This window comes from Zobellia russellii (assembly GCF_044597075.1).
In the GTDB taxonomy this organism is placed as follows: Bacteria; Bacteroidota; Bacteroidia; order Flavobacteriales; family Flavobacteriaceae; genus Zobellia; species Zobellia russellii.
Map to the genome: position 1 here is coordinate 1,596,682 of NZ_CP139000.1, position 24,734 is coordinate 1,621,415.

Annotated in this window: 13 protein-coding genes and 1 pseudogene; all 14 read left to right on the forward strand. The window is 41.5% G+C overall.

The genetic code is table 11. From position 1 onward, the window contains the following. Positions 1 to 284: 284 nt before the first annotated feature. The 14 genes and pseudogenes from SJY45_RS06510 to SJY45_RS06575 all read left to right on the forward strand — a co-directional run bounded on the left by SJY45_RS06510 (position 285) and on the right by SJY45_RS06575 (position 24,731). Positions 285 to 3,392 (forward strand): SusC/RagA family TonB-linked outer membrane protein, encoded by a 3,108-nt coding sequence (locus tag SJY45_RS06510; RefSeq protein ID WP_400073726.1) that lies wholly within the window; start codon positions 285 to 287, stop codon positions 3,390 to 3,392. An 18-nt stretch (positions 3,393 to 3,410) separates the two neighbouring features. Next, entirely contained in the window at positions 3,411 to 5,216 is a 1,806-nt protein-coding gene (locus SJY45_RS06515; protein ID WP_215439710.1) for a RagB/SusD family nutrient uptake outer membrane protein, read from the forward strand. A 198-nt stretch (positions 5,217 to 5,414) separates the two neighbouring features. Next, positions 5,415 to 6,986, forward strand: a complete 1,572-nt coding sequence (locus SJY45_RS06520; protein ID WP_289062304.1) for a sodium:solute symporter family protein — start codon at positions 5,415 to 5,417, stop codon at positions 6,984 to 6,986. 40 nt (positions 6,987 to 7,026) lie between these two features. After that, positions 7,027 to 9,318 carry an FAD-dependent oxidoreductase gene (locus SJY45_RS06525; protein ID WP_400073727.1) on the forward strand — a complete coding sequence of 764 codons (2,292 nt, stop codon included), beginning with the start codon at positions 7,027 to 7,029 and terminating at the stop codon, positions 9,316 to 9,318. Between the two features lie 9 nt (positions 9,319 to 9,327). Next, complete coding sequence (locus SJY45_RS06530) at positions 9,328 to 10,209, forward strand: alpha/beta hydrolase family protein (RefSeq protein WP_400073728.1); 882 nt, start codon at positions 9,328 to 9,330, stop codon at positions 10,207 to 10,209. Positions 10,210 to 10,226: 17 nt separating this feature from the next. Next, positions 10,227 to 12,179: a glycoside hydrolase family 97 catalytic domain-containing protein gene (locus tag SJY45_RS06535; protein ID WP_400073729.1), complete on the forward strand. Its 1,953-nt coding sequence runs from the start codon at positions 10,227 to 10,229 to the stop codon at positions 12,177 to 12,179. Between the two features lie 9 nt (positions 12,180 to 12,188). Beyond that, positions 12,189 to 14,480: a glycoside hydrolase family 2 protein gene (locus SJY45_RS06540; protein ID WP_400073730.1), complete on the forward strand. Its 2,292-nt coding sequence runs from the start codon at positions 12,189 to 12,191 to the stop codon at positions 14,478 to 14,480. Between the two features lie 29 nt (positions 14,481 to 14,509). Beyond that, positions 14,510 to 15,949: a sulfatase gene (locus SJY45_RS06545; RefSeq protein WP_215439698.1), complete on the forward strand. Its 1,440-nt coding sequence runs from the start codon at positions 14,510 to 14,512 to the stop codon at positions 15,947 to 15,949. Further along, positions 15,859 to 19,005, forward strand: coding sequence for a glycoside hydrolase family 2 TIM barrel-domain containing protein (locus SJY45_RS06550; RefSeq protein ID WP_400073731.1), 3,147 nt, complete (start codon positions 15,859 to 15,861; stop codon positions 19,003 to 19,005). The genes SJY45_RS06545 and SJY45_RS06550 overlap by 91 nt, the downstream gene beginning before the upstream one ends. Positions 19,006 to 19,069: 64 nt before the next feature. Then, positions 19,070 to 20,221 (forward strand): glycoside hydrolase family protein, encoded by a 1,152-nt coding sequence (locus tag SJY45_RS06555; RefSeq protein WP_400073732.1) that lies wholly within the window; start codon positions 19,070 to 19,072, stop codon positions 20,219 to 20,221. Between the two features lie 46 nt (positions 20,222 to 20,267). Then, positions 20,268 to 21,569 carry a glycoside hydrolase family 117 protein gene (locus SJY45_RS06560; RefSeq protein WP_400073733.1) on the forward strand — a complete coding sequence of 434 codons (1,302 nt, stop codon included), beginning with the start codon at positions 20,268 to 20,270 and terminating at the stop codon, positions 21,567 to 21,569. A gap of 177 nt (positions 21,570 to 21,746) precedes the next feature. After that, positions 21,747 to 22,778 (forward strand): annotated as a pseudogene (locus SJY45_RS06565) (sulfatase); the annotation flags it as partial. Beyond that, complete coding sequence (locus SJY45_RS06570) at positions 22,764 to 23,198, forward strand: hypothetical protein (protein ID WP_400074307.1); 435 nt, start codon at positions 22,764 to 22,766, stop codon at positions 23,196 to 23,198. The pseudogene SJY45_RS06565 and the gene SJY45_RS06570, both read left to right, overlap by 15 nt. A 45-nt stretch (positions 23,199 to 23,243) precedes the next feature. Next, a complete protein-coding gene (locus tag SJY45_RS06575) occupies positions 23,244 to 24,731 on the forward strand; it encodes a sulfatase (RefSeq protein WP_215439688.1) in 1,488 nt (495 codons plus the stop codon). The last annotated feature ends 3 nt before the right edge of the window (positions 24,732 to 24,734 follow it).

Genomic DNA, 24,734 nt, shown 5'->3' on the forward strand with positions numbered 1-24,734 from the left:
ACTTTTCAAAATTAAAATCGATTTTACAGATTCTAAATTAGACAAAATCAGCCTAACAGTCTTTTACCATCCTCTTTTTTAGAAGGAAAAATCTTATGAAACATCAAGATATTTAAGAGAATATCATTTGTTACCCCTTCAAATTCAACATTTAGCAAAAAAGATTTGGCAAATATATAATAATGTTATTTATTTGTTAAACAGACTAGACCAGACTAGACTTAAAACTAGTAGGGTTTAAACTAAATAACTCACTATTCACCTCTCAACAAAAACCGAAGCTTATGAAAAAAGCAGTCTTATTCTTTCTCCTATCGATTTTCGCACTTTGCGAAATATCGGCACAAATTACGGTATCAGGTACCGTAAGTGATGAACAGGGTGTCCCCATACCCGCCGCCAACATTGTAGAAAAAGGAACTACAAATGGTGTTGTAGCAGATTTCGACGGTAATTTTACTATTGAAATTTCAGAAAATGCCTCCCTGATTTTCAGTTCTATTGGTTATGGCACCGTTGAAAAAGCGGTTAACGGTCAAACTACCTTAAACGTAACTATGGCCGAAGAAGCTTCACAACTAGATGAAGTTGTAGTAGTAGGTTACGGAACCCAAAAAGCGGTTAATCTAACCGGTTCCGTAGAAACAGTAAAAGCGGAAGAAATAGCAAAGCAACCTGTTGCCCAAGCCTCTCAGGCCTTGGCAGGTCTTGTTCCCGGTCTTACCGCTACCCAGTCTAGTGGCCAGCCCGGTGCGGATGGTGCCGCAATTAGAATTCGTGGTGTTGGTACCTTAGGAAACGGTGCTAAAAACAATCCTTTGATTTTGGTAGATGGTATCCCGGATGACATCAACGGATTAGATCCCAGTGACATTGAATCCATTTCCGTTCTAAAAGATGCCTCGGCAGCGGCCATATACGGTTCACGTGCTGCAAATGGGGTAATTCTTATTACTACCAAAAGAGGTAAAGAAGGTAAAATTTCAACTACCTATAATACATATGTAGGTATCCAAAGCGTAGCGCAAAACTTAAAGTTCATGGATGCGTTAGGCTATATGGAAGCCTTTAATAGTGCAGAGCCAGGAGCATTTTCAGAAGAAACCTTAAACCAATACCGTTCAGGTAACGGTGTAGGTACGGAAGCCTTACCGGATACGGATTGGGTTGATCTTCTTTTTAACTCTGCCGCTCTACAACAATACCACAGTCTTTCTGTTCGTGGTGGTTCAGAAAAATTAAAAGTATCAAGTTCCATATCCTATACCGATCAAGAGGGAAATGTGCCCAACTTTAATTTTAAAAGATACAATGGTAGGTTCAATTTAGATTACGCTATAAACAAAAAGCTAGACCTTGCTTTTGACCTTAACTTCAGAAGAGAGATAAAAAGTCAGCCAGCAAGACTAAATAACCTTACCCGTTCGGCTTATCGTTTGCAACCTCTATTTATCGCGTTTAACGATGACGGAACCTATGGTTCTGGTTTTGGAGGAAGTAACCCAATTGCTCTAGCAAATTCTAGCGCTCAGGACGAAACTATATCAAATTACTTTAGGGCGTTGGCAAAGGTAACGTACCGTCCTTTCAATAATTTCTCCGTTTCGGCTACCTATGCCCCTCAATTTTTTGACAGGGACAGAGATGATTTTAGAGCAGGATATACCTATTACGAAGGTTCTGGCGGACCTGCCATTACAACAGTTGGCGGTGGCGTTGGCGAGAGCTCTTTGTTCAAAGAGACTTTTACCACTTTTCAAGATAACTTCAATGCCGTGGCCAATTGGGGCAAGGAATTTGGAGATCACAACATATCCGTCTTAGGTGGTTACGAATTTTTGAAATTCAATTCAGAAATATGGACGGCAAGTAGAAGAGGATTTGTTTTGGATGAATTCCGCGGATTGGATAACGGTCTACCGGATACACAATTAAACAGTGGTAGTTCTACACTTAATGGTCTAGAATCCGTTTTTGGGAGAGTTAACTACTCTTTTAAAGACAAATATCTTCTTGAGGCCAATGTGAGAAGGGATGCTTCCTCGCGTTTTGCAGAAGGTTTCCGTTCAGCAACATTTCCTTCATTTTCCGTGGGATGGGTAGTTTCCGAAGAGAAATTTTTACAGGACAGTGAAACTCTTAATTTTCTAAAATTCAGGGCTTCATGGGGGCAACTAGGCAACCAGTTCATCTATTCCAATAATCAAACGGACAATAATGGGGATGTAATTCAAGGTTCCGACGGTTCTGCCGTGGCACAAGAAGTAAACTTCCCGTATACGTCATTGTTCGGGTTGGGTAATGCCAATGCTGTTTTAGGTGGTACACCTGTTGTAGGTGGCGCCCAGACCGTATTGGCCAACTCACAATTGCGTTGGGAAACAGGAGAAACCCAAAACGTAGGTTTTGACGCCAAACTTTTTAACAGTAAACTTTCAGTAACCGGTGAGTATTATGTACGTAAAACCAAGGATATTTTGTTAGGGGTTACCATTCCTACTTCCGTTGGTCTTGACGCTCCGGTTCAAAATGCCGGTGAAGTATGGAACACAGGTTATGACATTTCCATTGGATGGAACGATATGATCGGTGAAGATTTTAGATATGGCATCAACCTTAACTATTCCGGTTTTGATAATGAAATCAAAGATTTGGGAGGGTTGGACCAATTACCTCCTGGAAATACAATAAATAGAGTTGGCGAGGAAATAGGTGCTATATACGGACTTAAAGTAGACGGACTTTATCAAGAAAGTGATTTTGATACAGATGGAAACTTAAACGGTAACCTACCTGTTCCTGGTTTTGGAGCCATTCAGGCAGGAGATATCAAATATGCCGATATTTCAGGACCGGACGGTGTTCCCGATGGAGCGATTACGAATGATGACCGTACCATTATAGGTAGTAACATTACCACTAAAAACTGGGGCCTTGAACTTTTCTCGGCGTACAAAGGTCTAGACCTTTCCGTTTCCCTATTAGGGGCAGGAGGACGTGATGTAGTATTGCAAGGTGATGCCGGTTGGGCTTTCTACAATGCCGGTAAAATCCAAGAATGGCAAGGCGATTTCTGGACCCCGAACAATACAGGTGCAGAATACCCAAGGTTAACACCTGGAAGTTCACACCCTAACTGGCGTGTTAACGAAACCTGGATGCACGATGCTTCTTATGTACGATTAAGAAACGTAACTCTGGGCTACAAACTTCCTAGAGATTTCGTTGATAAGTTCAGCATTACAAATGCTAGAATATATGTCTCCGGGCAAAACTTGGCCACTTGGGACAACATGCCAGAAGGGATAGATCCTTTAACACCCCAATTTTCTTCAGGAGATTTTTATCCCGTAACCAAGGTTTTTACCATGGGGCTAAACGTAACATTCTAACAGCATAACTACAATACAATGAAAAATATAAAATATATCATCTTAAGCGTGGGCCTTCTGATTTTAGGGTCCTGTGAAGACAATGTTCTTAATCTGGAAGACCCCGGAAGCCCTACCGATGCAACCTTCTTTAGAACGGAAGCGCAACTAGAGGTTGCCCTTACCGGAGTTTACGAGCAATTAAATTATGTAAATGCGGTTCCTTTTCCGCAATTATTGGATCATACCACAGATTACGCTTTCAATAGAGGTAATGTGGGCGGAACCATTGCGGCAACTACAGGAGGGCTCACTTCTACTGAAGGCCTTGTAAATGGTTTTTGGAATAATTTCTATACGGGAGTGCAACGCGCCAACAACCTATTGACCAATATGGACAAAGCAGTAGATGCATCGGATCCTAACCGTTTTGAGCAAATTAAGGCGGAAGCCCTTTTTCTACGTTCGCTTTTCTATAGTTACCTAACGGAACTTTACGGAGACGTTCCTTTTAGAACTGAAGTAACTTCTTTGGAAGAACTAGAAATAGTAGCCAGAACTCCAAAAGCTGAAATTGTAGCAAGTATTATATCTGATTTGCAGGAAGCTGCTGCCATACTCCCTCCTACGCAACCGGCTACGGAGAGAGGTCGTGCATCGGCAAACGCGGCAAACGCACTTATTTCACGTATCGCACTCTATAATGAGGATTATGAATTAGCGGAAAGTGCCGCTCTTAAAGTCATGAATTCGCCTGAAACGCCTTCATTGTACCCAGATTACGAGGCATTATTTACAGATGCCGGTGTAGGTTCGTCCGAAGTTTTATTCGACCTTTCTTATATAAACGGAACAAAAACCCACGGCCTATCACAAAGACAAGGCAGTAGATTTGGCGGATGGTGCCAACTAGTACCTGCTCAACAAACGGTAGACAGTTATGAGACCATAAACGGACTACCTATTGATGAGGACCCGGAATACGACCCTGCCAATCCGTTTGAAAATCGAGATCCAAGATTGGAAGCAACTATCGCCCTACCCAACAGAGTTTGGACAGGCCATATTATTCAACAACATAGTGATAGTATTGCCACATGGCGAATAGAGGACGGTGTTAAAGTAGAGCGTGTATTCAACCCAAATTCTGCCAACCCAGCAGGGCGAGCCATAGTAGACCCCTATGACGGTACGGAATACGTTACCGGAGGTGCTAACCGTTTTACCGCTTTCAGTGGTTATTTCTGGAAAAAATTCTCGGATGCCCCAAGACTATTGGGTTCTTTGTCCGGTGGACCAAGTCCGTTACAATCCGAGCAGACCATTTATTTATTGAGATATGCCGAAGTTCTTCTTAATTATGCCGAAGCAAAAATTGAAGGTGGCTCCATAGACGGTAGTGTTCTGAACGCTATTAATGCAGTACGCGAAAGAGCGTATACCAATAGTGAGGTGCCTTTTCCGGCTGTATCCACTACCGATCAGGCAGAGCTTAGAAAAATTGTTAGAAGGGAACGTAAAGTTGAGTTTGCCGATGAGGGCTTAAGATTGTTTGATATTAAACGATGGAGAATTGCCGAAAAAGTATTGAACACAACACTTTTGGGCGGTCCCGCAAACGGATTTAGCAAAATAGGAGATTTAGGTTTCGTACCAAATATTGATGATGACGGTCATATAGATTACACCGGTGCGCCCACCCAACCTAGGGTTGAACTAGGAAACTTGGACTATAGGGAACTGGAAAAGAGGGTATTTGATGCTGGAAAACATTACTTATGGCCTATACCACAAGCCGAAATTGATGCTACCGAAAATATTGTAACACAAAACCCCGGTTATTAGAAGAGAATTTTGAGTTTGTTTTTGTTAGTTTTTTAAAAATAGGGGGTACAAGTTTATCCCCTATTTATTCAATACAAAAACAAGAATAATAGTATATTCATAAAAACAAGAATGGGCAAAATAGATATCACGGTAATATTACTTTTTACACTGCTTGTATTTGTATGCGGATTAAGTTTTTCTAAATCCGGCAAAGACATGAAATCTTTTTTTGCGGCAGGGGGAGCACTACCCTGGTGGATGAGCGGCCTTTCGCTCTTTATGAGTTTCTTTTCGGCAGGTACTTTTGTCGTATGGGGCTCCATAGCCTATTCCAGTGGTTGGGTAGCCATTACCATACAGACCACGATGTGCATTGCCGGCGTGCTTATCGGATTTTTCATTGCTCCTAAATGGCAAAAAACAAAAGCACTTACCGCGGCCGAATTCATTACGGACCGTTTAGGTTACAATACACAAAAAATTTACACCTATCTGTTTTTATTGATATCCATCTTTACCACCGGTGCCTTCCTGTATCCGGTAGCTAAGATTGTGGAGGTATCTACAGGTTTCCCCATCCACACCAGCATTATTGCGCTCGGTATCCTAATCTTGATTTACACAGCTGTGGGCGGTCTGTGGGCGGTAATCGTTACGGACGTTTTACAGTTTGTGGTGCTTACTGCAGCTGTTTTAATCGTGGTTCCGCTTTCGCTGGACAAAATTGGAGGTATAGACAACTTTGTTTCAAAAGCACCCGAGAATTTTTTCAATCTGGTTAACGAGGAATATACCTGGGGTTTTATGATTGCCTTTGGCTTATACAACCTTTTCTTTATTGCAGGCAACTGGGCCTATGTTCAACGCTATACAAGTGTTGCCACTCCTAAGGATGCCAAAAAAGTGGGATGGCTTTTTGGTGGCCTTTACCTAGTCAGTCCCTTAATTTGGATGTTACCTCCAATGGCCTATAGAATCCTTAATCCGGAACTAGGTGGCTTGGCAGATGAAGGAGCTTATTTATTAATGTGCAAGGAAGTACTGCCTGTTGGAATGCTAGGTTTAATGTTAGGCGGAATGATTTTTGCCACCTCAAGCTCTGTAAACACAACCTTAAATATCTCGGCAGGTGTTTTGGCCAATGATGTTTACAAACATTTTAGACCCAACGCGGACGGAGATAAATTGGTAAAAGTAGGTAGGACCGCTACCATATTGTTAGGTATACTTACGATTCTAATTGCTCTTCTCGTTCCATATATGGGAGGTATTGTTGAAGTAGTTATGAGCTTGGCAGCCATTACAGGAGGAGCCATGTTCTTACCTCCTATGTGGGCCTTGTTCAGTAAATACCAGACTGGAAAGAGCGCTTTAATTGTTACGGTCATTACCTTGGCCATCAACGCCTTTTTTAAATTTTTAGCCCCTACCCTTCTTAACTTTTCGTTTGATAGGGCCCAAGAAATGGGGTTTGGCATGGGTATTCCCATAGTACTCCTAGCTGCATTCGAAATATATGCGCGTACCCAGAAAAAAGAGACCAAACAATATGATAACTATCAACTTATAGTAGCTGAAAAAATTTCTGAGACGGAAGAAGAAGCATCTGCCGGAAACAAAAAAGGAACGCGCGTCATCGGCATTGGTGTGGCGCTAACAGGTCTAATGATTTTAATCTTATCGTTCATTGCTAAAACTGGTGCACTCTTGGTAGGCGGCATGGGAACCTTAGTCTTATTACTAGGTAGTTATATCATCTTTAAAACCACTATAGAACGTTCCAAATAAAAAATACCCAATCTAAACACTAAAGTACAAATTACATTATATGATTTCAGAAGCCTATAGTTCCCAAAAAAGAATCACTAAAACCGTACCTCTACAAGGAGACCTTGTTGTAGTTGGAGGCGGTCTTTCAGGTGTCTGTGCCGCAATTACGGCTGCCCGTTCGGGTCTAAAAGTAATACTTCTTCAAGATCGTCCTGTACTTGGGGGCAACGCCTCTTCTGAAGTTCGTCTTTGGAGTTTGGGGGCAACTTCCCATATGGGAAACAATAACCGATGGAGCCGAGAAGGCGGTTTGATCAATGAAATTCTTTTGGATAACCTTAAACGGAACAAGGAAGGGAATCCACTAATTTTTGACACCGTACTACTCGAAAAAGTATATGAAGAAAAAAACATTACTTTATTGCTGAATACAGCCGTGTATGATGTTGAAAAAGGTGAAGATGAAAAGATAAAATCGGTTACCGCTTTTTGTAGCCAAAACTCAACCACCTACACAGCAAAAGCCCCTCTATTTTGTGATGCTTCCGGTGATGGCATTGTTGCTTTTATGGCAGGAGCTTCATTCCGTATGGGTGCCGAAACCCGAGAAGAATTTGATGAAGGTTTTGCTCCTAACATTGAGGACTATGGTAATCTTTTAGGACATTCGCTTTACTTCTATACCAAAGACGTAGGTAAACCTATATCCTACACCGCTCCCTCTTTTGCTATAAAAAATGCAGATGAACTTCCGCGAATCAAGAACTTTCAATTGGGTGACCATGGTTGTAAATTATGGTGGGTAGAGCACGGTGGACGTTTGGACACCATTCACCAATCCGAGGACATAAAATTTGAACTTTGGAAAGTGGTCTATGGTATTTGGGACTACGTAAAGAACAGCGGTAAATATCCCGAAGCCGCAAACCTTACCTTAGAATGGGTAGGAACTATTCCCGGTAAGCGGGAAAGTCGCCGTTTTGAAGGCGATTTTATGCTTACCCAAAAAGACATTGTTGAACAACGTGATTATTATGATGCGGTTTCCTTTGGAGGTTGGGCCATGGATTTGCATCCCGCCGATGGTATTTACAGTAAACACAACTCATGTACGCAGTGGCATGGCAAAGGCGTATATTCTATTCCTTACCGTTGTTATTATTCTAAAAACATAGACAACCTTTTTCTTGCTGGCAGGATTATAAGTGCTAGTCATGTTGCCTTTGGTTCATCAAGGGTAATGCTTACCTGTGCACACGGGGCGCAAGCAGTCGGTGAAGCTGCCGTGCTCTGTACAAATGAAGGATTATTGCCAAGGGATATCGCTTCCAAGGACAAAATTGAAACACTACAACTGGCCCTGAACAGAAATGGGCAAAGTATTCCCCGGTTATCCTTAAAAGATACCGAAGACTTAGCAGTTAAAGCCAACATAGAGGCTAGTTCTACTTTAGCATTTTCGGGCTTTGCCGCTTCAGATGATTGGCAGGTATTAAAATTCGGTTTGGCCCAAATGGTTCCTCTTAAGGCTAATGAAACCTATAGCTTTGAATTTGAAGTGGATGCTTTAGAAGCCACCACCTTGGAAATTCAACTTAAGAGCAGTTCAGCCTGTACCCATTTTACACCAGATGTAATCATTGATAAAAAGGAGTTCAATTTAACTAAAGGAAAACAGGAAATTACTTTTTCAACTTCAAGGACACAAACGCAGGACCACTACTCTTTCTTCTGTCTTATGAAAAACGAAAAGGTGAAAGTACGTCTTTCAGATGAGCGCATTACAGGCTTAATGACCGTTGAAAATAAAATAAACAAAGCCGTGTCCAATTTTGGAAGACAAGACCCTCCAGCGGATATTAATATCGATAGTTTTGAGTTCTGGACTCCTGAGCGACGTCCTAAAGGAAAAAATATTGCCCTTCAGATGACAAAGAATTTGCCCATTTTTGAGGTAGATAATATTAAAAACGGAGAAGTCAGGCCCAATTCAAACGGAAACACCAATGCATGGGTTGCCAAAATTGAGGACGAAAAACCCATATTACGCCTAAAATGGGAAGATAATGTTGCTATTAAAACCGTGAAACTCTTTTTTGACTGCGATTATGACCACGCTTTGGAAACTACGCTTATGGGGCATCCGGAAGACGTTATTCCTTTTGTAGTGGCCGATTATACCGTTAAAGATGCTTCCGGAAATCTCCTAAAGGAAGTCACTGGAAACCACCAGGCCATAAATACCATTGAATTGGACAAAGCTATTTCCACCAATTCATTGGTCTTTGAGTTCAACAAAAAAGAAGCTCACATACCAGTTTCTGTTTTCAAAATATCGGTTTACAACTAATTCCATAAAATGAAAAAGGTAACTGGAATCTGTATTTTTCTTATTCTAGGCACTACTCAAGTAGTAGCCCAGAAAGATGCGGTTGCCCAATTGCAGGATATCAGTTCTTTTCACCAAGACCTGTTTGTTCCCAAAATAACGGAAGGCAAACCCAAAGCCGGTAAACGTGTAAGGCAAACCTTGGTCCCGTATCAAAACACAGATGTTTACCATTTAGTTTACTTGCCTACCGACTATAAGGAAGGTAAAAAATACCCAGTCATTATAGAATTTCCGGGCAACGGACCTTACACAAGTGCTTACGGAGATGTTTCAACAGGTCAGGTAGACGGTTGCAATTTGGGGTACGGACTAAGCGAAGGCAAAGGTTTTATTTGGGTGAGTATGCCCTTTATTAGCACCAATGGCCAAGAAAACCAAAAATGGTGGTGGGGCAATATTGAAGCCACAAAAAAATACTGCATAGATGTTGTAAACGAAGTTTGCAACAAATTTGGAGGTGATGCTTCCAACCTTATTTTAGCAGGATTTTCAAGGGGAGCCATCGCCGTAAATTATATAGGGCTTCATGACAATGAAATTTCAAATCTGTGGAAAGCCTTTATTGTTAATTCTCATTACGATGGTCTAAAAACATGGGACTACCCTAATTCCGATAAGGCATCGGCCATTGAAAGATTGAAACGACTTAACGGAAGACCCCAACTTATTTGCGCCGAAGGTCAGGGAACGAGAGAAACAAAAAACTACATTGCCCAATCGGGAATAAAAGGAAACTTTACTTTTTTGGATATCCCCATTAGAAACCATACCAATTCGTGGCCCTTATATGAGCTAAAGGAACGGAAAACTATGAGAACATGGTTATCGCAAATAATTCAAAAAAACTAAAAAAACAGCAATACAAAATGAAATACCTATTCTACAAATCTGCTTTATTTTTTGGTTTCTTATTTGTGGTTTTTTCTTGTAAGACCAGTACAGGTGATGATGAAAATAATAAAACCTTAAGCCACGGCACTACGGATGTTTCTTTGTTTACCGCTACAAATGGTCAACTAGCGTTCCTAGTCACCAAAAAAAAGAAGGTAGTTTTAGACACCTCTCTTTTGGGTATTAAAGTAAACGATAAGCTCCTTGGAAAAAATGTGGAGATAACTCTTCTAGAGCAAAAAGAAATACAAACCCAATTTCCACTAAACGGAATAAAAAGTGAGGCCTCATACAAAGGAGATGTATATAGCTACAAAGTTTCAGAGGCAGATGGAACCGACTGGAAATTAGAGTTTCAACTTTCTAATGAAGGGGTAGCTTACCGTTATGTGGTTTCCGGACAAGGCACACAACATGTTCAGGGCGAAGAAAGTAGCTTTAAAATACCGAGCCAAACCAAAGTTTGGTACTTTGAGCGCGATAGCGACTGGAAATTAAAATCTCACGCAGGAGAATGGCTTTCCGCTGATATTTCCGAAATGCCAACAGTTTCTAAGATGGGCCCCATTCAAGGCTTAACGCTTACTTGCGAACTTCCGCAAGGAGGTTATGCTTTATTGGCCGAAGCCGCACTTTATAATTATAGCGGTCTGCGTTTGGAAGCAATTGGCAACAACACCTTTAAGGCCAATTTTGAAGAAGGTGATGCCGGTTTTGATATTACAGGTAATGTAACCACACCATGGCGCTGTATTCTATTGGCGGACACTTTAAACGATTTGGCTAACAATACCATGGTAGCCTCATTAAACCCTGCTCCCGACCCTAAGTTATTTGCAGACACCAACTGGTTAAAACCCGGAAAATCTGTTTGGCACTGGTGGTCCGGAAAATATGTAGATTACAAAGAAGAGCATGATATGGTAGATGATGCCGTAGAACTTAACTTTTCATATAATATGGTTGATGATGGCTGGGAAAGATGGCCTGATAAATGGACCAAAGTGACAGAACTCTCCAACTATGCCAAAGAAAAAGGGGTTGGGATCTTTGTATGGAAGCACTCCAAGGAAATCAATTTTCTTGAAGACGACTATGCGGTAATGGGGCATTTTTTGGATAGTGTAAAAAAGACAGGCGCTGTTGGAGTTAAGGTAGATTTTATGAACGGCCAGAGCAAAAACATCATATCTTTTGATGAAGCCTTATTGAGAAAAGCGGCAGAAAGACAATTGATGGTCAATTTTCATGGCTGCCAACAAAGCTCGGGCGAGTATCGCACCTATCCAAACGAAGTTACGCGTGAAGGTATACGAGGTTTAGAAGTAAACCATATGAAAGAAGGTCCTTTGACCGCTTCGCACAATGCGGCATTACCTTTTACAAGATATGTAACAGGACATGGTGATTATACCCCTCTTGGTCTTACCGAACCCGGAGAAACTACATGGGCGCATCAATTGGCCACTTTGGTTACTTTCTACTCCCCTTTTAACTGTATTGCCGAAAATACCCAATTCCTTTTAAAAACCAAGAGTGTTGCGCCAGCACTGGATTTTATTAAGACGGTGCCTTCGGTCTGGGACGAGACCTTTGTGCTGCCCCAAAGTAAAATTGGTGAACTGGCAGCCATAGCCAGACGCACGAAAAATGATTGGTATTTGGGCGTACTACGTAGTGGACCGGCCCAAGAACTACAAATTGACTGTAGTTTTTTAGGTAATGGCGAATATATCGCAGAAATTTTTACTGACGATACCGAGGCCAAACGTATTGATTTAAAAGGACTGAACAAAGAGGCAGACCTACGCCAATGGAACACGGCCGTACCCTTTAAAAAATCATCGGAAACGGTTACAAAGGACAAAACACTCACCGTTCGCCTAGCGGAGCATGGTGGTGCCGCTATAAAATTCATCAAAAAATAAAAAGTACACATGAGAAATTTTGCTTCCATAGCGCTTTTTAGCCTCCTGTTTCTAAGTTCCTGCACGGACAAATCTGCAGAAACATCACTAGAAAATGAAACTCTATCCCTTAACGGGAAATGGCACTTTTTGGCATCTAATGAAGAAAGTGAAGAAAATCTATTAACTGCCGATTATACAAAATGGGATACGCTTTCCGTTCCAGGCAATTGGGACGTTGAGAACAAATATGCCCATTTTAAGGGCAAAGGGTACTATCAACGCAATTTTAGCATTCCTCAAAACTGGCAAAAAAAGCAGATTCGTATAAAGTTCGATGCCGTTTACGAAACCTCAAAAGTTTGGCTGAACGGTAAGTTATTGGGAGCCCACGAAGGAGGCTACACCCCTTTTGAATTTAATATTACAGACCAAGTACTGACCGATAAACCGAACTCAATTTTGGTCATGGCCGATAATACGTTTAGAAGAGGCGCTTGGTGGGCTTGGGGCGGCATAAGCCGAAACGTTTCCTTGCTTGCCCATAATGATGTCCGTTTGGTTCGTCAACATATTTCCGCAGTTCCCAATTTTGATAAGGGTATGGCAGCTATAGCTATCTCCTATACAGTTGAAAATAACTCCGGCCAGGAAAAAAATATTACTGTAAACACTAAAATATCCGGTCCGGACAATGAAGCTTGGGCGCCCAAAACCCTTGAACTTACTGCTAGTAAAAATGGGATTACGACTAAGGTTCTGACTTTTCAAAAACCGTTAGAAGAAGTAAAATTATGGCATTTTGACCGTCCTAACCTTTACTCTTTAAACAGTACTATTGCTTCTGATTCCCAAGAATTGGATGCCGTTTCCGACAAATTCGGTATTCGGAAAATGGAAGCTATTGGGGAGCAATTATACCTCAACAATGAAGCGGTGCGCTTAAACGGTTTCAATCGGGTACACGACCATCGTTTTTTCGGTAATACAGAACCTTATGAACTTATTAAAAATGATATTTTGGATATTAAAGCCCTAGGCGGAAACTTTTCAAGAATCATGCACGCACCTGTATCAAAAAACCTTTTACAGTTCTGCGATAGTATCGGCTATATGCTAATTGAAGAAATCCCGGTCTGGGGTCGTGGTGCACCAAATGCCATACCCAATAACCCAAGGACAAAAAAGTGGCTGAACGAAATGATTACGCGCGATTATAACCACGCCAGTGTAGTAGGTTGGAGCATGGGCAATGAAATTGGCAACCCAGATGGCGAATGGGAAGACATGACCATGACTCCTGACCAGTATAACTATGTAAACGATATGCTGGATCACGTGGCCTCCCTTGATTCCACACGCTTAAAAACAGTGGTAAGTTTTACATCTCACCTGCCTTTGGCAAAACCCGGTAACGAACCCTATGAAAAACTGGACTTGCTATGTATGAACTCTTATGGAGAGACCTATGAAAAAGTGAGTAAGGCCCATGCCAGATTTCCGGGGAAACCTATTTTTATTTCAGAGATTGGCGACAAACAGATAGGACTCACATCCGATGCCAAGTTTAGTGATAGGCTTATTGAACAACTTGATAAAATACGAACGTTACCTTACGTAGTTGGCTCATCTCTATGGACCTATAATGATTACCGAAGCGATTATAAAGCCACGCCTCCATCAGAAAATAGAGCCTGGGGGGTTGTGGATGTATGGCGAAACAGGAAAAAAGCCTACAAACAGATTCAAGATATCTATGCACCCGTTCAAGGTTTAGAAGCAACAATAAACAAAGATGAAATAGCAATCTCTTTGCTACCTAGAAACCAACAAGATATTCCCGCTTATATTATGAATGGGTATACGTTGGCGTATGAGCTTTTTAATGATAAAGGCGAGTCAGTCAGCAAAGAACGTATTGAACTCCCAATTATAAAACCCGGAGATGATGCATTGAAATTTAACTTTAAAAATGACCCAAATGCCACTCAGATAGACGTAGGCCTATGGTCACCTATGCAAATTGAAGTTAAAACTGCCTCATCAAAAAAAGGAAGCAATCCGCCTGTAGAAAACTCCAATTTCCCCATGATAGAATTTTTGGGTAGGACCCATGATGGTGTAGGCATAGGCTATACGGTAAGCGAAAAAGATTCGATTTTCACTTTTAAATATGGAAAATCACCGGAAAATCTAACCGAAGAAACAACAACAAATTTAAAGGGAGCCTTTAAAATTGGATGGTCACAGACCGAGCCGTTTTTCGTAAAATTAAAATCAGATGTAACAGATTGGTCACCAACAAAACAACTTAAAGAATAATATTCAATTCAAAACTAGAACCTTTGTATATGAAACTCATTAAAACCCTTTGTTTAGCGGTACTTCTTATACCGTTCAACTCTATAGCCCAGAGTACATCTACTGACCGTCCCAACATTGTTTGGATCATGTTGGAAGATTGGGGTCTTGACTTAGGCTGCTATGGCACCCCGGGAATAGAAACCCCAGTTACGGACAAGCTTGCCTCGGAAGGTATACGTTACACCAATACTTTTTGTACTTCTCCCGTTTGTTCTACTTCACGTTCGGCCATGCTCACGGGCTATCACCAAAACTATATTGGTGCCCAACAGCACAGAACGGCAAAAGAAGACAGAAAACCTTTGCCGTACGATATTGAGCCAATGCCCGTACTTCTGAAAGAAGCAGGATATTTTACCGCTTTAATGCTTTACAATAAAACCGATGCCAATTTTAATGGCGATTTAGGTTTTATGGGAAAGGATTGGAAGGAACGCCAAGAAGGACAGCCTTTCTTCGCACAAATAACTTTGGGTGGTACGCATAGAAAATGGGATCGTGACCCAAAAAACCCTATAGATCCCGCCAATGTGGTACTCCCCCCCTATTATGTGGACACCCCATTTGCCAGACGTGATTGGGCCAATGGTCTGGAACAAATGCAAATCTGCGACCGAGAAATTGGAGATATCCTAAAGCGATTAGAAAAAGAAGGCCTGGCCGAGAACACATTGGTTTTCTTAATTGGAGATAACGGCCGATGCCACATTCGTGGAAAGCAATTCCTATATGACCCGGGACTTCAGGTGCCATTAATTATCAAATGGCCTGGTAAAGTTGCACCTGCACAGGTAAACACAGATATGGTTCAGACCATTGACATTACCGCAACCATTCTAGATGTAGCCGGGGCAAAACCTAAACACGAACTGCAAGGCAAAAGTCTTTTTAAAGAAGAGTCAAAAAATAGAAAGTACATTTTTGCGGCACGCGGAAGAATGGGCGGCACCCATGATGCTATGCGTACCATCCGATCTAAAAAATACAAGTTGATCCATAATTTAATGCCGGAGCGAGCATGGTTACAATACAGCGGGTACAAAGAAGATATGTACCCTATGCTGGCCGAAATGAACATCATGAATATGGAAGGAAAACTTAATGAAGACCAAGCTAAGTTTTTTGCTCCTACCAAGCCTGAGTTTGAGCTTTTTGATATTGAAAAGGACCCATTTGAGCTAAACAACCTTGCAAGCGACCCGCATTATGGCGATATTAAGGATAAACTGTTGGAAGAACTCTATGTGTGGAGAAGGTCTATAAAAGACGAAGGTGTTTCCCAAGAATTTAGAGAGGGCGGCCTCTCCTCCAAATACCCTACTAGAACACTTGAGGAGTGGAAAGAACGCTACGAAGCTTGGAAACCATGGGTATTTCGCAAACCAAAATCGAAAGAGAAACACCCGTTTGTAAAGAGCAATTACTAAACCGCTATACCCCTATGCAATTGAAATATTCGGTGTTTCATATTCTGTTTTTGATCTTTGGAATTTGTTCCGCTCAATCCACTACCGGTGAGGGGCAACTTTTACTGAGCGGAGACTGGAAGTTCCATGCCGTTTATGGCGAAGGCTCAAATTATATTGCTATTTCCGAAACACCGGAAGATATTGTAATAGACAATACCAATACCGAACGGGTAACTGTAAAAGGCAATTGGCAGACCAAAATAGAAGGAGAACGGGGTTCCGGTTTCTTTGGAGCCAATTATTTACAACGCGACTTTAAAGCTGGTGAATCCGAGGAGAACTATGTACGCTATCGTCCCCAACTAGCAGAATCAGGGTTCTACGAAGCCTTTGTTCGCTTTCCGTTCGCATCACATTTAACGGCAGAAGTAAATGTTAATCATGCTAATGGGGTTACGGCTTCTTATTTTAACCAGCGAAACCGCTGTGACCAATGGTTAAGTTTAGGAGTTTTTAGTTTTGATAAGACTTTAGACAGTTATGTTGAAGTTACCGCTATTACGGCCAAAACCGTAGCTGCGGATGCCGTAATGTTCAGACCCGTATCCACAGAGAAAATGGAAACTTCGGTTGCGGAAAAAGCAACTATTTTTCAATCTGATTTTGATGATTCCAACTGGAAAGACCTAAACGTTCCAGGACATTGGGGCATGCTTAACGAATTCTCTAATTATACCGGAAAGGCTTGGTACCGAAAAACTTTCAATCTTCCCCAAAGCTGGAAAGAAAACTCCAAGGAAAGAGTGCGCCTTAAATTTGATGCCGTTTATCACATCGCCAAGGTTTTTTTGAACGGCGAACTTGTTGGCAGTCATCAAGGTGGTTTTACCCCATTTGAATTTGATGTGACAGACAAACTCAATTTTAACGGTCAGAATGTACTGGCCGTAGAAGCGGACAATAGTTCACTGGTTGGCGCTACTTGGAACTGGGGCGGAATTATCCGTGATGTTCACCTTGTAAAAAATAACGATGTGCGCATCAGTTATCAATATATTCATGCAGACCCTGACCTAAAAAAAGGTTCGGCCAATTTGAAGCTTAAAATCCGTGTTAAAAATTCATCGGCACAAAAAAGAACAATAGCACTCACGGCTACTATAGACAAAGTATCTAAACCGGCTGACCTGCAATACACTATTACCTTACCGCCCAACAGTACAAAAGAAGTGCAATTGGCAACAGTTTTACCCGCCAACGATGTTAGGTTATGGCATTTTGATACGCCACACCTGTATCATATGACAACCATTGCCACAGAAAACGGGCAAGTGTTGGATACGCGCACAGACCGATTTGGTATCCGAAAAATAGAACTAACGGACTCTCAACTCATTTTAAACGGAGAACCGGTGCGTCTAGCTGGTTTTAACCGGGTGAGTGACCATAGATATTGGGGGTCTTCTGAACCCCAGTATTTGATAAATAAAGATGTGGACCTCATGAAGAATGCAGGTGCCAACTTTATGAGAATCATGCACGGTACCCAGAATGAAAAATTGATAGAGCGTTGCGATGAAAAAGGTATCCTGATTTTTGAGGAAGTCAATGTTCGTGAGCTTACCAATCCTGAGTTTACACCCCCACATTACCCTTTGGCCAAACAGTGGTTAAAAGAAATGATAGACCGTGATGTAAACCACCCCAGTATTATTGGGTGGAGTGTTGGCAATGAACTTAAAGACCATTTTAATTATGCCAAATTGACTATTGACTATGTCAAAAACGAGCTGGACCCCTATCGTTTGGTTACCTGTGTAAGTAATAGCGGCTGGCGCGATACTGCAACTCCCGAGAGTGACCCCAATACACTGGTAGATATAATCATGCACAATCTTTATCCCTTTCAGGGCAAACCAGATGAAGTATTTAAAACCCTTCGGTCCAAATGGCCCAACAAGCCCATTTTCATTTCGGAATATGGAATACAACCTTTGGCCACAACTTCTTTGGATGGCGACATTCCCGAAATAACCGAATGGAACAGCAGTCTACGAGGGAAGAATCCTTTTGTAATCGGAGCTTCATTATGGACATTCAACGACTACCGAAGTGGCTACGCAGCAACCTCTCCAGAGGAAAATAGAGTTTGGGGACTTGTAAATACATGGCGCCAAAAGCGTAAATTATATAACCGAATAGAAAATGAACATAGCCCTATTCAACAAATTGAAGTATCAGATGTAGATGTAAGAAAAGGAAACGCCAAGATTTCACTTACCCCCAAAAATACAGGCGAATACCCTAGCTATACTTTAAAAAATCACCGTTTATTATGGTCTATTCATGATTCAAAAGGAGACACATTGGCCCAAAATAATATAGAGATTTCTGTTTTAAAACCGGGAGCAGGTCCTACGGAAAATAACATTAACTGGAAACCGTACTTAAGTGACATATCCAGCTTAAACATAAACCTAATTTCGCCAAACGGTTATAAGCGGTTTCATAAAAGTGTTGCCATTACAGTACCTGAACAGCCTTCAATTTCTCAAATAGAGTCCGGGAACACAGCGGTTCGCATTCATTTTAATCCTGTTTTTGGTGCGGACACTTATCATGTCATCCATCAAAACTCCAATGGCCAACTGGTTAAATCCGAAAAGACCACAACCAATTTCCAAGAAGTGAAGAATTTAGAAAACGGAAAAGAATACATTTTTCAGCTTATCGCCACAAATGAAAAAGGCATAAGTAAACCTTCCGAAACACGAACCGGAAGCCCCAGTGTAAAAGAGCTACCGCCCGTAATTTGGGATGCTTTTTTAGTTGGCAACAAGCTTGTAGTTGGCTATTCTGGTGAAACAGGTGACACTAGCTACGTGGTAAGGTATGGAACTAGGTCTAGTTACCTGCCTTTCAAAAACGCCACACGAACAAAAGGAATGACAGTAATTGATTTTGAAGGTGATGACCCACATTTTGTCAGCATTATGAAAAAAACCAAAAGTGGAGAAAGTGAATGGTCCAAACCAAGGTATGTATACACATTAAGAAATATTGACAAAAAATAAACCATAACAAACAACTGGCCAAGTTTCCGTAAAAAGATGGGCCTACCAAAAGTGCTATAACAGTATGAAAAAAACGAATTTAATTGCAGCCTTTGCAATCGTATGTTTACTCGTTTCATGTAAAACTGAGAAAAAAACAGATGCAGAAAACAGTGCATCACAAGAAGAAGCATCCAACAGCAATGCAGTACCCGACTACAAAATTGAGTTTGGAAAAGTCGCTGAAAAATCCGTATTCCGCAATGACAGTCTTAGTATTTGGGGCGGCTCTATGGTAAAGGGCCAAGACGGTCTTTACCACATGTTCTATTCCAGATGGCCAAAAAATATTGGTTGGGAATGGGTAAACTATTCCGAAATTGCCCATGCAGTATCAGAATCGCCCTTTGGACCTTTTGAACACAAAGACGTTACCCTACCGGACCGTGGTGCAGAATTTTGGGATGGTTCTACGACCCATAACCCAACTGTTCATGAATTTAACGGAAAATTCTACCTGTATTATATGGGCAATACCGGAGACAAAAAAATTGTTAGTGTTCCCGGTAAACCTAAGATTAACTGGATGCACCGTAACAACCAACGTATAGGTGTTGCCGTAGCGGATTCACCCAACGGACCATGGAAAAGATTTGACAAGCCTGTTTTAGATGTTTCTCCCTACGAGGATGCACATGATGCATTAATGACATCCAATCCATCGGTCTGTCAAATGCCCGATGGCAAAATCTTAATGGTGTATAAGGCCGTTGGTAAAACCCATACGCTACCAGCAGGTGGACCTGTTGTTCACATGGTGGCCATTGCCGATTCGCCAACCGGACCCTTCAAGAAATATCCAGATCCCGTTTTTACTTTTGAAGGCGAACGTTTTCCTGCCGAAGACCCATATATCTGGTACCAGGACGGTAAATTTAGAGCCATTGTAAAACGTATAAAACATGTAGGTAAAGTACGTGACTTCTCATTAGTACATTATGACTCCGAAGATGGTATTAAATGGGAAAAGGCCAAAAATTTTGATATATCCAAGCGTATCGTGGAATGGGAAAACGGAAGAACACAACAATTTGTTCATTTGGAGCGCCCACAGGTATATACGGAAAACGGGGAACCTATAGCCCTGTTATGTGCTGCGGACACTCTTGATGCAAATGGTGTTAGAGAGTCGTTCAATATTCAGATTCCTCTGAAAATCGAGAAAACGGTCCATTAAAATGGTATTTAAAAACAAACACAATTTAAACTATAAAATCACATCTATGCAAGTCCATCCTTTTTTAAAGCGATCCACATTAAGTCTTTTTGCGGTAGCCTCGCTTATTGCTTGTTCAGACCAAAAAACGGAGGCTAATTCGGCTCCAACAGAAGATTCTGCAACTAAGGAACATAAAGTTTTCCCTCATAAAATGCCTGCCGAAAAACCGGACATGCCCTTGAGTGCAGCTGCGGAACGGATGTTCAGTTATCCTGCTCCCCGCGTTCAGGACAATGAGCTTTTCTCTCAATTCAAATACACAAAATTAAAAGGTTTTGATTATAGCAATGGGGATGGAACCGTTTCTAGACGTGACCCTTCACGGCCTATTTTTGTTGATGGAAAATATTATTTATACTATACCAAAAGAGATACCAAAACACCACCTATTGGTTGGAACAGAGCCAGCGAAGCCACCGATGAAATTCCTTCTACGGATTGGGATTTGTGCGACATTTGGTATGCCACCAGTACGGACGGCACCACTTGGAAAGAAGAAGGGATAGCCATTAAAAGACCCGAAAAACCAAAAGCTGGATGGCGTTCCGTTGCTACACCGGATATTCTGGTCTGGAAAGGAAAGTACTACCTCTACTACCAAGCCTTTAACGAACCTAGCGGGCTAAGAGGTGATTGGTGTCCGGTATCCGTATCTTATGCAGATTCACCTGATGGGCCATGGACACATGGGGGTGATTCCGTAGTTCCTTTCGGAAAGAAAGGCGAATGGGACCAAGATGCTACGCACGATCCCCAGCCTATAGTCTATAATGGCAAAATTCACCTGTATTATAAAGCCGCATACAACAAGTGGCCGGATATTCGCGATAAATATGCTGTTGGTCATGGTCTTGCTATTGCCACCGACCCATTAGGTCCATTTGAAAAACACCCTTTAAACCCCGTTATGACTTCTGGGCATGAAACCACTTATTTTCCGTTTAAGGAAGGCGTAGCTACATTGGCCATAAAAGATGGAAATGAAAGGTACACTATGCAATATGCCAAAGATGGCGTTAATTTTGAAATTGCTTCCGTAGTTTCTTTCGCCCCAACGGCCGCAGCTCCTTTTGCTGCAGATGCCTTTACTGATTCCGGGAACGGAAGAGGTATTACTTGGGGACTTTGCCATTTTACAAATGCCGGAAGTACACCCAAGAAAGGCTATTCCATTATGGCAAGATTTGACTGTGACCTAAGCCTTGATGTAGATGATCCCTTGTATAAAAAAACAGGGGTATATCATAAACCCGAAGTTTATTTTGCTCAGGCACCCAAACAAAATAAGAACCCTGAAGGAAGATAAAACAGACCTTAAAATAGAATTATAACAGTCTAATGTCCGGTTGTTAAACAGTGGTAAAAACCTAATTATTATCTTAAATTTAGCAAAGGACTTTTTTGTTGGATAGCGCCTTAATATATCCTCTTTTACACAGAAAAGTCCTTTCCATAGAATACAAACTACCAAACCACTGTTTACATGAACAACACATCTATTTTTCTCGCTTTCCTTGCGTTGCTTTCCATTAACTTTTCCATTGCCCAAAACCAAGATAAAGACCGTCCCAATGTAGTTCTGGTTTTTATTGATGACGAGGGTTATGGTGATGTGGGCGTATATGGCGCTACAGGATTTGAAACCCCTAACATTGACCAACTGGCCGCCAAAGGAACACGTTTTACTAATTATTACTCCGCACAGCCTGTATGCAGTGCTTCAAGAGCGGGAATACTAACTGGGTGTTATCCCAATAGAATTGGGTTTTCCGGTGCTCTATTTCCACGACATGAAATCGGCTTGAACAAAGATGAACTTACTATTGCAGAAATGTTCAAAGAACAAGATTATAAAACGGCTTGTTTTGGAAAATGGCACTTGGGATGGCAGAAAGAGTTTTTACCGTTACAACATGGTTTTGATGAGTTTGTTGGCCTACCCTACTCTAACGATATGTGGCCTCACGACAGTGCTACGGGAGAACACCTTTCTGCTGAGAAAAATAGAGCTCAGTTTCCTGATTTACCAATTATAGAAGGCAACAAAGCTATAGCATATGTCAAAAGTTTAAAAGACCAAGATAAATTGACCACCCTTTATACAGAAAAAGCGGTAGATTTTATAGACCGAAATGCCAGCGAACCCTTTTTCCTTTACGTGCCACATACCATGGCTCATATACCTTTAGGAGTTTCTGACAAATTTAAAGGCAAGAGCGAGCAAGGTCTTTATGGCGATGTAATGATGGAAATTGATTGGTCTGTTGGAGAAATAGATAAAGCCTTAAAACGAAATGGTGTTGCGGATAACACTATTTTTATTTTTACAACGGACAACGGGCCATAGTTAAACTACGGTAACCACGCAGGTTCTTCGGGCGGATTAAGAGAAGGAAAAACCACCAGCTGGGAAGGCGGGCAACGGGTTCCTTTTATCATTCGGTGGCCTGGAAATACTCCAGAAGGGACTGTTTCTCATAAACTGGCTTGTGCGGTAGATTTGCTTCCCACTTTCGCGGCGATAACCAACGGAAAACTATCCAACAACAAAATAGACGGCGTAGATATATCATCTCTTTGGAAAGGACAGTTTACAGAAACGCCTCGTAACACCATATTGTATTATCACGGAAAGAACAACTTAAACGGAGTTAGAAAAGGTAACTGGAAACTCGTACTTCCCCATACCTATAGCAGTTATAACACAGAAAGTGGTAATGATGGCCACGGCGGAAAAAGAATAAAAACAGTGGTAGAGCAGCCCGAACTTTACAATATGATGCGCGATCCAGGGGAAAGATATAACGTAATAGCGTATCACCCAGAAAAAGTAAAGGAACTTATGCTCATTGTAGAAAAGGCCCGTAAAGAATTGGGTGACCTAAACGTAGCTATTGAATACGGAACCGAAAATAGGGAAATAGGCAAATTGTAGAAACATTCTCCCATCATTTTTTAGAACAAATAAAATCACAACTATATGAAACTTAACAAACTTATTTGGCTAGCGGCATACCTGCTACCATTACTCTCCATTGCTCAAGAAAAGAAGCCTAACATTGTCTGGATTTTTTCCGATGATCACTCCTACCAAACTATTGGGGCCTACGGTGGTAGGTTACAAAGCCTAAATCCTACCCCAAATATTGATAAATTGGCGGCAGAAGGGATGCGGTTTGACAAAGCCTATGTTGAAAACTCAATTTGTGCTCCAAGTAGAGCCACCTTATTAACAGGGAAAATGAGCCATCTTCATAAGAAATTGGACAATACCAAGAACACCATTTTTGACCATGACCAACAGCAGTTTCAAAAAATACTGCGCACCAATGGTTACCAAACTGCTATGATCGGAAAAATTCACCTTCCCGGAAAAATGCAAGGTTTTGATTATTGGGAGGTACTACCCGGACAAGGAAAGTATTACAATCCTGACTTTATTACCGAAGAAGGTGATACCAACTACAAGGGTCAATATGTAACCGATGTAATTACGGACCGTGCCCTAAACTGGTTGGAAAACGAACGTGATCAGGACAAACCGTTTATGATGATGGTTCACCATAAGGCCCCACACCGTAACTGGGACCCCGCAGAGCGCTATATGAGCAAATATGAAGATGTAGAAATTCCCGAGCCGGACAATTTTTTTGACGATTATGCCACACGCACTACAGCTGCCCACAAACAAGAAATGGATATTGCCACAAGCATGAACACCCATATTGATTTAAAGGCCGAAGGTGATCGCTACGCGAACGACCCAAGGTATAAGGAGCGTTTTGCAAAGTTTGCCCAAGATAATTTAAAAGGTGAAGCCCTTGTTAAATGGAAATACCAGACCTACATGAAAGATTATCTACGCTGTATCTGGTCTGTTGATGAGAGTGTAGGACAGATAATGAAATCGCTTAAAGAGCAAGGGTTGGATAAAAACACTATTGTCATATACTCCTCGGACCAAGGTTTTTACATGGGAGAACATGGTTGGTTCGATAAGCGTTTTATGTATGAAGAATCATTCCGAACACCACTTATTGTGAAGTGGCCAGGTACCGTTAAACCGGGAAGCGTAAATACCGATTTAGTGCAGAACATTGATTTTGCAGAGACCTTTCTTGATTTGGCCGATGCACCCATTCCAGATGATATGCAGGGCAAAAGTGTCGTTCCTCTTTTAAAAGGGAAAGCACCTAAGGACTGGCGTAAGTCTATGTACTACCACTATTATGAGTATCCCGGAGCACATGCCGTACGCCGTCATGAAGGGATTGCCAATAAACGTTATAAACTCATTCGTTTTTATGGGGAAGATGTTCCTAATGGAGAAGAATGGGAATTTTATGATTTGGAAAAAGACCCTTCGGAAATGAATAATATATTCAACTCATCTACCATGGCGAAGCAAATTTCGGAAATGAAAAAAGAGCTTGCTCAATTAAGGGTTCAATACGCAGTAAACGAGTAAAAA